At 62.2% G+C, this 12,332-nt stretch carries 11 protein-coding genes; 7 read left to right on the forward strand and 4 right to left on the reverse strand.

Features of this window, described 5'->3' with window-relative positions; all coding sequences use genetic code 11:
* Positions 1 to 8: 8 nt before the first annotated feature.
* The 6 genes from LOY52_RS12215 to LOY52_RS12240 all read left to right on the forward strand — a co-directional run bounded on the left by LOY52_RS12215 (position 9) and on the right by LOY52_RS12240 (position 5,103).
* Positions 9 to 671 carry an amino acid ABC transporter permease gene (locus LOY52_RS12215; protein WP_083368959.1) on the forward strand — a complete coding sequence of 221 codons (663 nt, stop codon included), beginning with the start codon at positions 9 to 11 and terminating at the stop codon, positions 669 to 671.
* Positions 668 to 1,465: an amino acid ABC transporter ATP-binding protein gene (locus LOY52_RS12220; protein WP_258679641.1), complete on the forward strand. Its 798-nt coding sequence runs from the start codon at positions 668 to 670 to the stop codon at positions 1,463 to 1,465. Before LOY52_RS12215 ends, LOY52_RS12220 begins: the two co-directional genes overlap by 4 nt.
* Positions 1,466 to 1,493: 28 nt before the next feature.
* On the forward strand, positions 1,494 to 1,883 hold the full coding sequence (locus LOY52_RS12225; protein WP_007912330.1) for a RidA family protein: 390 nt from the start codon (positions 1,494 to 1,496) through the stop codon (positions 1,881 to 1,883).
* Between the two features lie 130 nt (positions 1,884 to 2,013).
* Complete coding sequence (locus LOY52_RS12230) at positions 2,014 to 2,778, forward strand: IclR family transcriptional regulator (protein WP_258679642.1); 765 nt, start codon at positions 2,014 to 2,016, stop codon at positions 2,776 to 2,778.
* A 43-nt stretch (positions 2,779 to 2,821) separates the two neighbouring features.
* Positions 2,822 to 4,036, forward strand: a complete 1,215-nt coding sequence (locus tag LOY52_RS12235) for an amino acid deaminase (RefSeq protein WP_258679643.1) — start codon at positions 2,822 to 2,824, stop codon at positions 4,034 to 4,036.
* 131 nt (positions 4,037 to 4,167) lie between these two features.
* Positions 4,168 to 5,103: a sugar kinase gene (locus LOY52_RS12240; protein ID WP_258679644.1), complete on the forward strand. Its 936-nt coding sequence runs from the start codon at positions 4,168 to 4,170 to the stop codon at positions 5,101 to 5,103.
* Between the two features lie 108 nt (positions 5,104 to 5,211).
* Here the strand turns inward: LOY52_RS12240 and LOY52_RS12245 are convergent, their stop codons facing one another.
* Both LOY52_RS12245 and LOY52_RS12250 read right to left on the reverse strand, forming a co-directional pair.
* On the reverse strand, positions 5,212 to 5,487 hold the full coding sequence (locus tag LOY52_RS12245; RefSeq protein ID WP_003225447.1) for a peptidylprolyl isomerase: 276 nt from the start codon (positions 5,485 to 5,487) through the stop codon (positions 5,212 to 5,214).
* Between the two features lie 39 nt (positions 5,488 to 5,526).
* Positions 5,527 to 8,076 (reverse strand): PAS domain-containing sensor histidine kinase, encoded by a 2,550-nt coding sequence (locus tag LOY52_RS12250; RefSeq protein WP_258679645.1) that lies wholly within the window; start codon positions 8,074 to 8,076, stop codon positions 5,527 to 5,529.
* Positions 8,077 to 8,209: 133 nt separating this feature from the next.
* Between LOY52_RS12250 and LOY52_RS12255 the strand changes: the two genes are divergently transcribed.
* Positions 8,210 to 9,322, forward strand: a complete 1,113-nt coding sequence (locus tag LOY52_RS12255) for a PilT/PilU family type 4a pilus ATPase (RefSeq protein ID WP_258679860.1) — start codon at positions 8,210 to 8,212, stop codon at positions 9,320 to 9,322.
* 110 nt (positions 9,323 to 9,432) lie between these two features.
* Here LOY52_RS12255 and LOY52_RS12260 read toward each other — a convergent pair whose 3' ends face one another.
* Together LOY52_RS12260 and hbdH are read right to left on the reverse strand one after the other, a co-directional pair.
* Positions 9,433 to 11,388, reverse strand: a complete 1,956-nt coding sequence (locus LOY52_RS12260) for an acetoacetate--CoA ligase (RefSeq protein WP_258679646.1) — start codon at positions 11,386 to 11,388, stop codon at positions 9,433 to 9,435.
* Positions 11,389 to 11,555: 167 nt separating this feature from the next.
* Positions 11,556 to 12,329, reverse strand: a complete 774-nt coding sequence (gene hbdH / locus LOY52_RS12265) for a 3-hydroxybutyrate dehydrogenase (protein ID WP_258679647.1) — start codon at positions 12,327 to 12,329, stop codon at positions 11,556 to 11,558.
* Positions 12,330 to 12,332 lie beyond the last annotated feature (3 nt).

A 12,332-nucleotide genomic window follows, 5' to 3' on the forward strand; every position in this document is an offset into this window, starting at 1 on the left:
AGGCTGCGATGTACGAATCTCCCAGTTGGTTGCATGAATTGTGGGTAGCACGCGAGACGTTGCTGCAAGGCTTCCTGACCAGTGTGCAGGTGTCGGCGCTGGCGATTCTGTTCGGCACGCTGCTTGGCGTCGTCACCGGTCTGGTGCTGACTTACGGCAAGTTCTGGATGCGCGCGCCATTCCGCTTTTATGTTGACCTGATTCGCGGCACGCCGGTGTTTGTATTGGTGCTGGCCTGCTTCTACATGGCGCCGGCGCTGGGCTGGCAGATCAGCGCGTTTCAGGCCGGTGCGCTGGGCCTGACGCTGTTCTGCGGCTCACACGTCGCGGAGATTGTGCGCGGTGCCTTGCAGGCATTGCCACGCGGGCAGATGGAAGCGAGCAAGGCGATCGGCCTGACGTTTTATCAGTCTCTCGGTTACGTGCTGTTGCCCCAGGCGTTGCGGCAAATCCTGCCGACCTGGGTCAACTCGTCCACCGAAATCGTCAAGGCTTCGACCTTGCTCTCGGTGATCGGCGTCGCCGAATTGCTACTCAGCACCCAACAGATCATCGCCCGGACCTTCATGACCCTGGAGTTCTACCTGTTCGCCGGTTTTCTGTTCTTCGTCATCAACTACGGCATCGAATTACTCGGCCGGCACATTGAAAAGCGGGTGGCCCTGCCATGACTCAAGCTCAAGTTTCCAACGTTCAGAACGCTCAGCCGCTGCTGGACATCCGTGGCCTGCACAAGCAGTACGGCGCAGTCGAAGTGCTTAAGGGCGTCGACCTGAGCATGCAGCGTGGCAACGTCGTGACGCTGATCGGCTCCAGCGGTTCGGGCAAGACCACCTTGCTGCGCTGCGTGAACATGCTCGAAGAGTTTCAGGGCGGGCAGATCCTGCTCGACGGCGAGTCCATCGGCTACGACGAGGTCGGCGGTAAACGTGTGCGTCACGCCGAAAAAGTCATCGCCCGCCATCGCGCCATGACCGGCATGGCGTTCCAGCAGTTCAACCTGTTCCCGCATCTGACCGCCTTGCAGAACGTCACCCTCGGTCTGCTGAAGGTAAAGAAAATGCACAGGGACCAAGCCGTGGTGCTGGCCGAGAAATGGCTGGAGCGGGTCGGTCTACTGGAGCGGCGCAATCACTTTCCCGGGCAGTTGTCCGGCGGGCAGCAACAGCGTGTGGCGATTGCCCGGGCGATTGCGATGAACCCGAGCCTGATGCTGTTCGACGAAGTCACCTCGGCCCTCGACCCGGAACTGGTCGGTGAAGTGCTGAACGTGATCAAAGGCCTGGCCGAAGACGGCATGACCATGTTGCTGGTGACCCACGAGATGCGTTTCGCCTTCGAGGTTTCGGACAAGATCGTGTTCATGAATCAGGGGCGCATCGAAGAGCAGGGGCCGCCCAAGGAGCTGTTCGAACGCCCGCAATCACCGCGTCTGGCTGAGTTTCTCAAGAGCACGCGGTTCTAATTTTGCTTTGTAATCAGGAGAAGTACCCATGAGCATTACTCGATACGGCACCGGCAGCACCGCCGCTGGCGGTCAGCCACGTCCCTTCGCGCGTGCCGTTGAAGCGGATGGCTGGCTGCACGTGTCCGGCCAGGTGCCGGCGGTGGATGGCGAGATCATCGTTGGCGGCATCGTCGAGCAGACCCACCAGACCATGAAAAACCTGATCGCGATTCTCGAAGAGGCCGGTTATGGCCTGGAGGACGTGGTGCGCGCCGGCGTCTGGCTGGATGATCCACGGGATTTCAGCAGTTTCAACAAGGTTTTCGGCGAGTACTTCAAGCCTGAACACGCCCCGGCACGGGCCTGTGTGCAGGCGAGCATGATGGTCGATTGCAAGGTCGAGATCGATTGCATCGCGTACAAGAAAAAGGCCTGATTGACGCCGGCTCTTGTAGGAGCTGCCGAAGGCTGCGATCTTTTGGAAATTTTGGATGCGCCACAAAGGCAAGATCAAAAGATCGCAGCCTGCGGCAGCTCCTACAGAGGCATTTTGAGTGAGTACTGACATGACCGAAGACACCATCAAGCGCCGGGCCCGTGGGCTGGATCGGGCGTTCGATATCCTCGATTTCCTCAAGGAGATCGGCCAGCCGCTGCGTCCGAACGACATCGCCAATGGCATCGGCAGCCCGAAATCCACGGTCTACGAACTGGTGGCATCGCTGCTGGAACGACGGATTCTGGAGCCGGTGGGCAAGGACGGTCACGTCTATCTCGGTCGCCAGTTGTACTTCCTCGGGCAGGCGCACCTGCGCCATTTCGACCTCAGCCGCGAGGCCGATCATGCCTTGCAGGAAATCGTCAGCCAGACCCGGGAAACCGCGCAAATGTGCCTGCTCAACGGGCGCAAATACACGGTGGCACTGATGAAGGAGGGCGAGCGGCATTTCCGCATTTCCTCCGACATCGGCGAAAACGCGCCGATCCCGTGGACCGCGTCCGGACGCCTGCTGCTGGCGCATTTGAGTGATCAGCAGATCATCGACCTGATCGACGAAGACGACTACATCCTGCCCGACGGCGAACGCCTGCCGCTGGAGCGCTTCCTGGCAGAGATCCGCCAGGCCGGCATCGACGGCTTTTTCTCCTTCGACAGCGTGGCCGACACCTTCACCCATTGCTTCGCCGCGCCGGTCAAAGACCCCAGCGGCGTGGCCATTTGCACCCTGTGCATCGTCGCCCCACGGGCCGATGCGAATAACAATTATGACGACTATCGCCGGGTGCTGATCGAGAGCGCCAACAGCCTCGCCCGGCGCATCAACGAATAACCGCGGCTGCTTGGGGCCGCGACTGAATGCGAGGAGTTTGACCATGACGACTGCCATCAATACCGCTGTGGAAAAGGGCGGCGCTGCCATTGGCGCGCAGCTTGTGCGTGACGTCAGCCTGCCGGCGCTGGTGCTGCACCGCGAGGCGCTGGAGCACAACATTCGCTGGATGCAGAAGTTCGTCAGCGACAGCGGCGCCGAGCTCGCGCCGCACGGCAAGACCAGCATGACCCCGGCGCTGTTCCAGCGTCAGCTCGACGCCGGCGCCTGGGGCATCACCCTGGCCAGCGCCACCCAGACCCGCGCCGCATATGCCCACGGCGTGCGCCGGGTGTTGATGGCCAACCAACTGGTCGGCACGCCGAACATGGCGCTGATTGCCGATCTGCTGGCCGACCCGGATTTCGATTTCTACTGCATGGTCGACCACCCGGACAACGTCGCCGATCTCGGCGCCTACTTCGCCTCGCGCGGAGTGAAGTTGAATGTGATGATCGAGTATGGCGTGGTCGGTGGCCGCTGCGGTTGCCGCAGCGAGCAGGAAGTCATCGCGCTGGCCCAGGCGATCAACGCGCAACCGGCGCTGGCCCTGACCGGCATCGAGGGTTATGAAGGGGTGATCCACGGTGATCACGCGGTCAGCGGCATTCGTGAATTCGCCGCGTCGCTGGTGCGCCTGGCGGTGCAGTTGCAGGACAGTGGCGCGTTTGCCATTGCCAAGCCGATCATCACTGCCTCGGGGTCGGCGTGGTACGACCTGATCGCCGAGTCGTTCGAGTCGCAGAACGCCAGCGGACGCTTCCTCAGCGTGCTGCGCCCGGGCAGTTACGTGGCGCATGACCATGGCATCTACAAGGAAGCGCAATGCTGCGTACTGGATCGTCGTAGCGATCTGCACGAAGGATTGCGCCCGGCGCTGGAAGTCTGGGCCCATGTGCAATCGCTGCCGGAGCCGGGTTTTGCGGTGATCGCCCTCGGCAAGCGCGACGTGGCGTTCGATGCCGGCCTGCCGGTGCCGTTGCTGCGCTACAAGGCCGGTGTGTTGCCGGCAGTGGGCGACGATGTAGGCGCGTGCAAGGTGACGGCGGTGATGGACCAGCATGCGTTCATGACCGTGGCGCCGGGGGGTGAATTGCGGGTGGGCGATATCATTTCCTTCGGCACCTCGCACCCGTGCCTGACCTTCGACAAGTGGCGGGTGGGGTTGCTGGTGGATGAGCAGTTGGCGGTGGTCGAGAGCATGGAGACTTGTTTCTAAGGCTTGAGACCGAGTCGCGGCCATTCGCGAGCAGGCTCGCTCCCACAGGGGAACGCATTCCAAATTGTGGGAGCGAGCCTGCTCGCGAAGGCGCCAGTCCAGACACCAACGATCAACCAGAGACACACCCGATGACCAGCCTCAGCCCCCTGGGCCCGAACACCCCGCGCATCGCCCTGATCGGCGAGTGCATGATTGAACTCCAGCACCGCGCCGATGGCAGCCTGCAGCAAAGCTTCGGCGGCGATACCTTGAACACCGCGGTGTACCTGTCCCGCGCCCTCGGCGACAGAGCCCAGGTCGATTACGTCACCGCGCTCGGCGACGACAGCTTCAGCGACGCCATGTGCCAGAGCTGGGCCGATGAAGGTATCGGCCTGGATCTTGTGCAGCGTCTGCCCGGTCGCTTGCCGGGCCTGTACTGCATTCAGACCGATGCCAACGGTGAACGGCGTTTCCTCTACTGGCGCAATGAAGCGGCGGTGCGCGATTGCTTCACCACTCCAGCGGCCGAGCCGATTCTGGCGGCGCTGGCGGACTACGACGTGCTGTATTTCAGCGGCATCACCCTTGCGGTGTTAGGTGCGAAGGGCCGCGAACGCTTGATCCAGACCCTGATCGAAGCCCGCCAGCGCGATGCACGGATCGTCTTCGACAACAATTATCGACCACGCTTGTGGGCTTCGCAGGAAGAGGCGCGGGCGGCCTATCGCAGCGTGCTGCCGCATGTCGATCTGGCGTTACTGACCGTGGATGACGAGCAGGCGCTGTTCCATTTTACCGATTGCGACGCGGTGTTCGAGGCGTACGCGCAGATCGGCACGCCGGAAGTGGTACTCAAGCGCGGCGCCGAGGCGTGTCTGATTCGTTGTGATGGCGAGGCGTTCGAAGTGCCGGCGCAGCAGGTCGACAAGGTCGTGGATACGACGGCGGCGGGGGATTCGTTCAGTGCGGCGTATCTGGCCAGGCGTTTGCTGGGAGGCAGCCCGGTCGAGGCGGCGCAGGCGGGGCATTGGCTGGCGAGTCGGGTGATTCAGGTGCCGGGAGCCCTGATCCCCAAGGACTGACAACTATCCCTGTAGGAGCTGCCGCAGGCTGCGATCTTTTGATTTTGCTTTTTTAAGATCAAAAGATCGCAGCCTTCGGCAGCTCCTACAGGGAAACAGGGAAACAGGTCAATCGCGGAAAAACACCTGCACCAGGTGATAGCCGAACTTGCTCTTGATCGGCCCATGCACCGTGCGCAGCGGCTTCTTGAAGATCACCGCATCGATCGCGCCGACCATCTGCCCCGGCCGCACTTCACCCAGATCACCGCCGCGTTTGCCGGACGGGCAGGTCGAGTATTTCTTCGCCAGCACATCAAACGCTTCGCCCTTGGCAATGCGTTGCTTGAGTTGTTCGGCCTCTTCGGCGGTTTTCACCAGAATGTGGCGGGCTTGGGCTTTCATCGTGCGATACCTGTAACGGGGTGACGGCGGGGCGCGGGATTATGCCTCAAGTGACGGCGTTTGGTTGATCATCTCGCGGATCTTGTTGGCCAGCACTTCAATCGAAAACGGCTTGGCCACCATGTCCATGCCATCCTCCAGAAAGCCCTGACGCTCGGCGGCTTTCTGCGCGTAACCGGTCATGAACAGCACTTTCAGGCCTGGGCGGTGCTGGCGGGCGATTTCCGCCAGTTGCCGGCCATTCATCCCCGGCAGGCCGACGTCGGTCACCAGCAGATCCACACGCAGCTCCGATTCGAGCAGCGGCAGGGCGGCCCTGGCGTCGGCGGCTTCGTGGGCGAGGTAACCCAGCTCCTTGAGCAGATCGAGGACCAGCATGCGTACCGCCGGGTCATCTTCAACCACCACCACGGTTTCCCCGCAAGTGGCCGTCGGCGCGGCACCGAGGGTTTCCACGGCTGGCCGTTCCGGTTCCAGCAGGTTCAGGCGCGGCAAGTACAAGCGCACACAAGTGCCCTGATTCGGCAGACTGTCGAGGCTGACATGGCCGCCCGACTGCTGGGCGAAACCATAGATCATCGACAGCCCCAGCCCGGTGCCCTGGCCGATCGGTTTGGTGGTGAAGAACGGATCGAACGCCTTGGCGCGCACCGACGGCGTCATGCCGGTGCCGTTGTCGCTGACCGCGAGCATCAGGTAGTCGCCGGCCTTGACCGGTTCGAGGGTGGTGATGTCGTTGCCGTCGAGGTAGACGTTGGCGGTTTCGATCAACAGCTCGCCGCCATCGGGCATGGCGTCGCGGGCGTTGATCACCAGGTTGAGCAGGGCATTTTCCAGTTGGCTGACGTCGGTGCTGATCGGCCAGACATCGTCGGCCAGGCGCAGCGTGAGTTCGATCGGGTCGCCCTTGGTGCGGCGGATCAAATCCTCCAGCGAATGAATCAGCTCGTTGACGTTGAGGGTCTTGCGATCCAGCGACTGCCGACGCGAGAACGCCAGCAGGCGATGGGTCAGCGCCGCCGCTCGGTTGGCCGACGACACCGCCGCTTCGGTGAAACGGCCGATTTCATCGGCGCGGCCGTCGGCTATGTAACGCTGCATCAGGTCAAGGCTGCCGATGATCCCGGTGAGCATGTTGTTGAAGTCGTGGGCGATACCGCCGGTGAGCTGGCCGACCGCTTCCATTTTCTGCGCATGGCGCAACGCATCTTCGGCGCGCTCGCGTTCGAACATCTCGTTCTGCAGGCGTTGATTGGCCTGGGCCAGTTGTTCGGTACGGGCGCTGACCCGTTCCTCCAGGGTTTCATTGAGATTGCGCAGGGCTTCTTCGGTTTTTTTTCGTTCGGATTCGTCGATTACGAAAATATAGAAACCGTTGACTGAGCCGTCGGCGCCGTGGCGCGGCAGGTAATTCATCAGCGCATGGCGGTTGCTGCCGTCGCGATGCGGGGTGTACAGGCTGAACGAGCAGGGCCGCCCGGCCAGCGCTTCGGCAATATACGGCGCGCGCAGGAAGTAGGCTTCTTCGCCGATCACTTCGCGGATGGTGCGGCCATACAACTCCTGCGGCGTGAGGCCGTACCAGTCCAGATACGCCGCATTGTTCAGGCGAAAGCGCTCTTCGTGGTCGACGTAACTGATGAGGATCGGCATTGCATTGATGATCAGCTGCAATTCCGTCTGACTCTGGCGCAGCGCCTGCTCGGTGTGCTTGCGCTCGGTCAGGTCCAGCGCTGCGCCGAGGAAGCGCACTGGCCGCCCGTGGTGATCCTTGTAACAGCGGCCCCGGGCAAACACCCAACGCAGCTCGCCGTCGGCTTTGAGCAGGCGATATTCCTCGGCGTACTCGGTGCCGTGGGTGATGCAATGCTTGATGCTGCGGGCGATCAGGGCGCGGTCTTCGGGGTGCACGCCTTGCAGGTAGTCGCTGATCGGCAACTGGCCCGCCTGTGTCGGGTCGATGCCGTGCAACTGGGCGAAATGGGCGTCGGCGATGAAGCGGTCTTCGCCGATATCCCAATCCCAGGTGCCGACCGCATCGGTGGCGGCCAGCGCCAGTTGCAGGCGTTCTTCAGTGTCGCGCTGGGCCTTGAGACTTTCTTCGGAGCGGCGTTGCAATTCGAGGGCGATGCGCCGGCGTTCGTTGGTTTCGATGGCCGTTACCAGAATCCCCGCCACCTGGGTGTTTTCATCGCGGATGGGGCTGTAGGTCAGGTCCAGCCAGAAGTCGGACTCTATGCCTTCGCGTTGCAGGGTAAATCGCCGCTCGCTGTAGGTGCGCACCTGGCCTTGTAGGACGGCTCGATAAATCGGGTCGGTAAAGTCCTGAAGTTCCGGCCATATAAGGTGCGCGGGCTGTCCGAAAGCGTGCGGATGCTTGCTCCCGGCGAGCATTGCAAAGCCATTGTTGTAGATCTGCGTGAGCTGCGGCCCCCACAACAGCAGCATCGGCATCGGTGAGTGAATCACGATGTCCACCGCGGTGCGCAGGCTTTGCGGCCAGGTGCCAGAAGCGCCCAACGGAGTGCGGCTCCAGTCGGTACGGGCGATCAGGGCTTGGGCGTCATCGGGGGAGGGTGCTGCGTTCATCACATGTATCCTGAGCGTCGGTCAGTGCGTTGGCATCTACTATTCTTGCACTTGCGGTAGACGCTGTATGACCCGTGACGTCACGACAGCGGGTCATTTCTGTTCATTGAATGCTTCGCGGGTGCTTATTGCCATGGAAATCGATGCACTGTTGCTCCGTCTGTCGAGCCAGCACGGCTCTGACCTGTTCCTGTCCACGGGAGCGCCACCCAGTGCGCGCATCGATGGCGTGCTGACGCCGTTCAGCGAGCGGCCGTTCAAGCCCGGCGAGGTCGAGACCATCGCCAACTCCCTGATGGACGCCGAGCAACGGCGCGAGTTCGATCGGGATCTGGAAATGAACCTGGCAATTTCCCGTACGGGCATCGGGCGTTTTCGGGTGAACATCTTCAAGCAACGCAATGATGTGTCAATCGTGATCCGCAACGTCAAACTCGATATCCCGCGCTTCGAAGACCTGAAACTGCCGCCGGTACTGCTGGAAACGGTAATGCTCAAACAAGGGCTGATCCTGTTCGTTGGTGCCACCGACTCCGGCAAATCCACCTCGCTGGCCGCATTGATCGATCACCGCAATCGCCACAGCAGCGGGCACATCATCACCATCGAAGACCCGGTGGAGTATATCCATCGACACCAGCGCTCGATCATCAATCAACGCGAAGTCGGCGTCGATACCCGCAGTTTCCATGCGGCGCTGAAAAACACCCTGCGTCAGGCCCCGGACGTGGTGCTGATCGGCGAGATCCGCGACCGCGAAACCATGGAGCATGCGCTGACATTTGCCGACACCGGGCACCTGGTGCTGTCGACGCTGCATGCGCACAATGCCAATCAGGCGCTGGACCGTATCGTCAATCTGTTCCCCGAAGAGCGCCGCCCGCAGTTGCTGCATGCGCTGGGCAACAATCTCAAGGCGTTCGTCTCGCAACGGCTGGTGCGTACGCTGGACGGCCAGCGCCGGGCGGCGGTCGAGGTGATGCTCGGCACGCCGACCATCGCCGACCTGATCCGCCGCAACGAGTTGGGCGAACTCAAGGGCATCATGGAGAAGTCCGGCGAGGTCGGCATGCAGACATTCGACGCGGCGCTGTACGGGCTGGTGGTGGAGGGCGTGATCAGTGAGGACGAAGCGCTCAAACATGCCGATTCGCAAAATAATCTGCGCCTGCGTTTGAAGCTGCACGCCGAGGCGGGCCCGGCGCCCGCGCCTTCATCATCAGGCGAGTGGGGCCTGATGGACTGAACACCGTTCCCCTGTAGGAGCCAGCCTGCTGGCGATAGCGGAGTGTCATTCATCCAAATATCAACTGATGCGCCGCCATCGCCAGCAGCCTGGCTCCTACAGGATCAACGTTAATCCGACAGCTCCGGGCGATTGCGAAACTGCTCCAGCGCCTCCGGATTGGCCAACGCATCGGTATTTTTCACCGGCTCGCCGTGCACCACATTGCGCACCGCGAGTTCGACCACCTTGCCGCTGATGGTGCGCGGAATATCGGTCACCGCGACGATCTTCGCCGGCACATGGCGCGGTGTGGTATTGGCGCGGATCACCTGGCGGATCTGCTGTTGCAGGGCGTCATCCAGCGTCACGCCATCCTGCAGACGGACAAACAGCACTACGCGCACATCGTCTTGCCATTGCTGTCCGATCGCCACGCTGTCCAGCACCTGCGGGACTTTCTCGACCTGACGATAGATTTCCGCCGTGCCGATGCGCACGCCGCCGGGGTTGAGCACGGCGTCGGAGCGGCCGTGGATCAGCATCCCACCGTGGGGCAATTGCTCGGCGTAGTCGCCCTGGGCCCAGACACCGGGGAACATGCTGAAATAGGATTTGCGCAGTTTTGCGCCATCAGGGTCATGCCACAGCCCGACGGGCATCGCCGGGAAGTGTCGGGTGCAGACCAGTTCGCCTTTTTCGCCGATCACTGCGACGCCTTTGTCATTCCATACTTCAACCGCCATGCCCAGGCTCTTGCCCATGATTTCGCCCCGACGCACGGGCGACAGCGGGTTGCCGTTGACGAAGCACGACACCACATCGGTGCCGCCGGACATCGACGCCAGGCACACATCGCGCTTGAAGTCGCGGTAGACGAAGTCATAACTCTGCGGCGACAGCGCGGAGCCGGTGCACAGCAGGGTCTTCAGGCTACTCAGATCATGGCTGTGCGCAGGCTTCAAACCGCTGCTTTCCAGTGTCGCGAGAAACTTGGGGCTGGTGCCGAACACACTGATGCGCTCGTCGTCGATCAGATCAAGCAGGCGGCGGTTGTCCGGGTGAAACGGCGAGCCGTCATACAGCACCACCGCGCTGCCGACCGCGAGGGCCGAGACCAGCCAGTTCCACATCATCCAGCCGCAAGTGGTGTAGTAGAACAAGCGGTCACCGGGGCCGAGGTCGACGTGCAGCCCATGCTCCTTGGCATGCTGCAGCAGCACGCCGCCGGTGCTGTGCACGATGCATTTCGGCACGCCGGTGGTGCCGCTGGAATACAACACGTACAACGGGTGATTGAACGGCACCGGGACAAACCGCAGTTCGCCTCCGGGTTGGTAGAACTCGTCCCACAACGTCACGTTGGCGTGGGTTCGGTAATCCTCGGTACGGGCCTGCGCGCGAGCGTAGGGCACGATGATCAACTGCTGCAACGATGGCAGTTGCGCGAGGATTTCGTTGACCTTGCTGGTCTGGTCGATGTCTTTACCGGCGTAGCGGTAGCCGGCGCAAGTGATCAACACTTTGGGTTCGATCTGGCCGAAACGGTCGATCACGCCGTGGGTGCCGAAGTCCGGCGACGAGCACGACCAGATAGCGCCGAGGCTGGTGGTCGCGAGCATCGCCACCAGGGTCTGCCAGGTGTTGGGCATGCACGCGGCCACCCGATCACCGAGGCCGACACCGGCGGCTTGCAGGCTGGCCTGAAAACCGGCGACGTGCTCGGCCAGTTCGGCCCAGGTCAGCTGTTCGCGCTGACCGTTTTCCGCCACGGCGATCACTGCAACGGCATCGTCACGACGGCGCAGCAGGTGTTCGGCAAAATTCAGGGTCGCGCCGGGAAACCATTCGGCACTGGGCATCTGCGCGCCTTCACGCAGGACAGTGTCGGGCTGGGTGTGAAAGCGGATGTCGAAGAAGTCGACGATCGCCTGCCAGAACGCTGCGCGCTGATCCACGCTCCAACGGTGCAGATCGGTGTAGCTGCTCAGCGCCAGGCCATGACGCTGATTGATGTCGCGGCGGAACTGATCCATTCGCGATTGGGCGATGCGCTCGGCATCGGGTTGCCAGAGGAGGTCGGACATTGGTTTGCCTCTTGTTGTGTTGTTCGAGCACGCAGGCCAGGGTGCAGCACTTAGTTCTGTGGCGAGGGAGCTTGCTCCCGATCGGCTGCGCAGCAGTCGTAAATTGCCGGGGGCGGCTTCGCCACCCAGCGGGAGCAAGCTCCCTCGCCACAGGGGGCTTGCGCTGTTTACTGCGCCAACCAGCCCCCATCAATATTCCACGCCGCCCCGCGCACCTGGCTGCCAGCCTCGCTGCATAGAAACAACACCAATTCCCCCAGATGCTGCGGCGTGACGAACTCCAGCGACGGCTGCTTCTCCGCTAGCAAATCATGCTGCGCCTGCTGCGGCTCGACGCCTTTGGCGGCACGATCATCGATCTGTTTCTGCACCAGCGGCGTCAATACCCAGCCCGGGCAGATCGCGTTGCAGGTCACATTGCTGGTAGCCGTTTCCAGGCCAACCACTTTGGTCAAGCCGATCACTCCATGCTTGGCCGCAACATACGCAGCCTTGCCAGTCGAACCCACCTGACCATGCACCGAGGCAATGTTGACGATCCGCCCCCAACCCTTGGCGCGCATGCCCGGCAGGCTCAGGCGGGTGCTGTGGAACACCGATGACAGATTGATCGCGATGATCGAGTCCCAGCGTTCCACCGGAAACTCCTCAACGGCGGCCACGTGCTGAATCCCGGCGTTGTTGACCAGAATGTCGACGCCGCCGAATTCGCGCTCGGCGTAAGCGATCATCTCGGCAATCTGCGCCGGATCGCTGACGTCCGCCGGATGGTGACCGACCTTGCCGCCGAACTGGCCGACTTCGGCGATCACGCTCGACGCATCGCCGAAACCGTTGAGAATCAGGTCGGCGCCGGCCTTCGCCAGGCTCAGGGCGATGCCCAGACCGATGCCGCTGGTGGAGCCGGTAACCAGTGCGGTCTTGCCCGAAAGAGTCGTCATGAA

This window comes from Pseudomonas sp. B21-051, assembly GCF_024748795.1.
Lineage (GTDB): Bacteria > Pseudomonadota > Gammaproteobacteria > Pseudomonadales > Pseudomonadaceae > Aquipseudomonas > Aquipseudomonas putida_A.

Coding starts and splice junctions, on each gene's coding strand:
- LOY52_RS12235 (WP_258679643.1), top strand. CDS start 2,822: ATGACGACTGCCATCAATACCGCTGTGGAAAAGGGCGGCGCTGCCATT.
- LOY52_RS12240 (WP_258679644.1), top strand. CDS start 4,168: ATGACCAGCCTCAGCCCCCTGGGCCCGAACACCCCGCGCATCGCCCTG.
- LOY52_RS12225 (WP_007912330.1), top strand. CDS start 1,494: ATGAGCATTACTCGATACGGCACCGGCAGCACCGCCGCTGGCGGTCAG.
- LOY52_RS12250 (WP_258679645.1), bottom strand. CDS start 8,076: ATGAACGCAGCACCCTCCCCCGATGACGCCCAAGCCCTGATCGCCCGT.
- LOY52_RS12215 (WP_083368959.1), top strand. CDS start 9: ATGTACGAATCTCCCAGTTGGTTGCATGAATTGTGGGTAGCACGCGAG.
- LOY52_RS12245 (WP_003225447.1), bottom strand. CDS start 5,487: ATGAAAGCCCAAGCCCGCCACATTCTGGTGAAAACCGCCGAAGAGGCC.
- LOY52_RS12260 (WP_258679646.1), bottom strand. CDS start 11,388: ATGTCCGACCTCCTCTGGCAACCCGATGCCGAGCGCATCGCCCAATCG.
- hbdH (WP_258679647.1), bottom strand. CDS start 12,329: ATGACGACTCTTTCGGGCAAGACCGCACTGGTTACCGGCTCCACCAGC.
- LOY52_RS12255 (WP_258679860.1), top strand. CDS start 8,210: ATGGAAATCGATGCACTGTTGCTCCGTCTGTCGAGCCAGCACGGCTCT.
- LOY52_RS12230 (WP_258679642.1), top strand. CDS start 2,014: ATGACCGAAGACACCATCAAGCGCCGGGCCCGTGGGCTGGATCGGGCG.
- LOY52_RS12220 (WP_258679641.1), top strand. CDS start 668: ATGACTCAAGCTCAAGTTTCCAACGTTCAGAACGCTCAGCCGCTGCTG.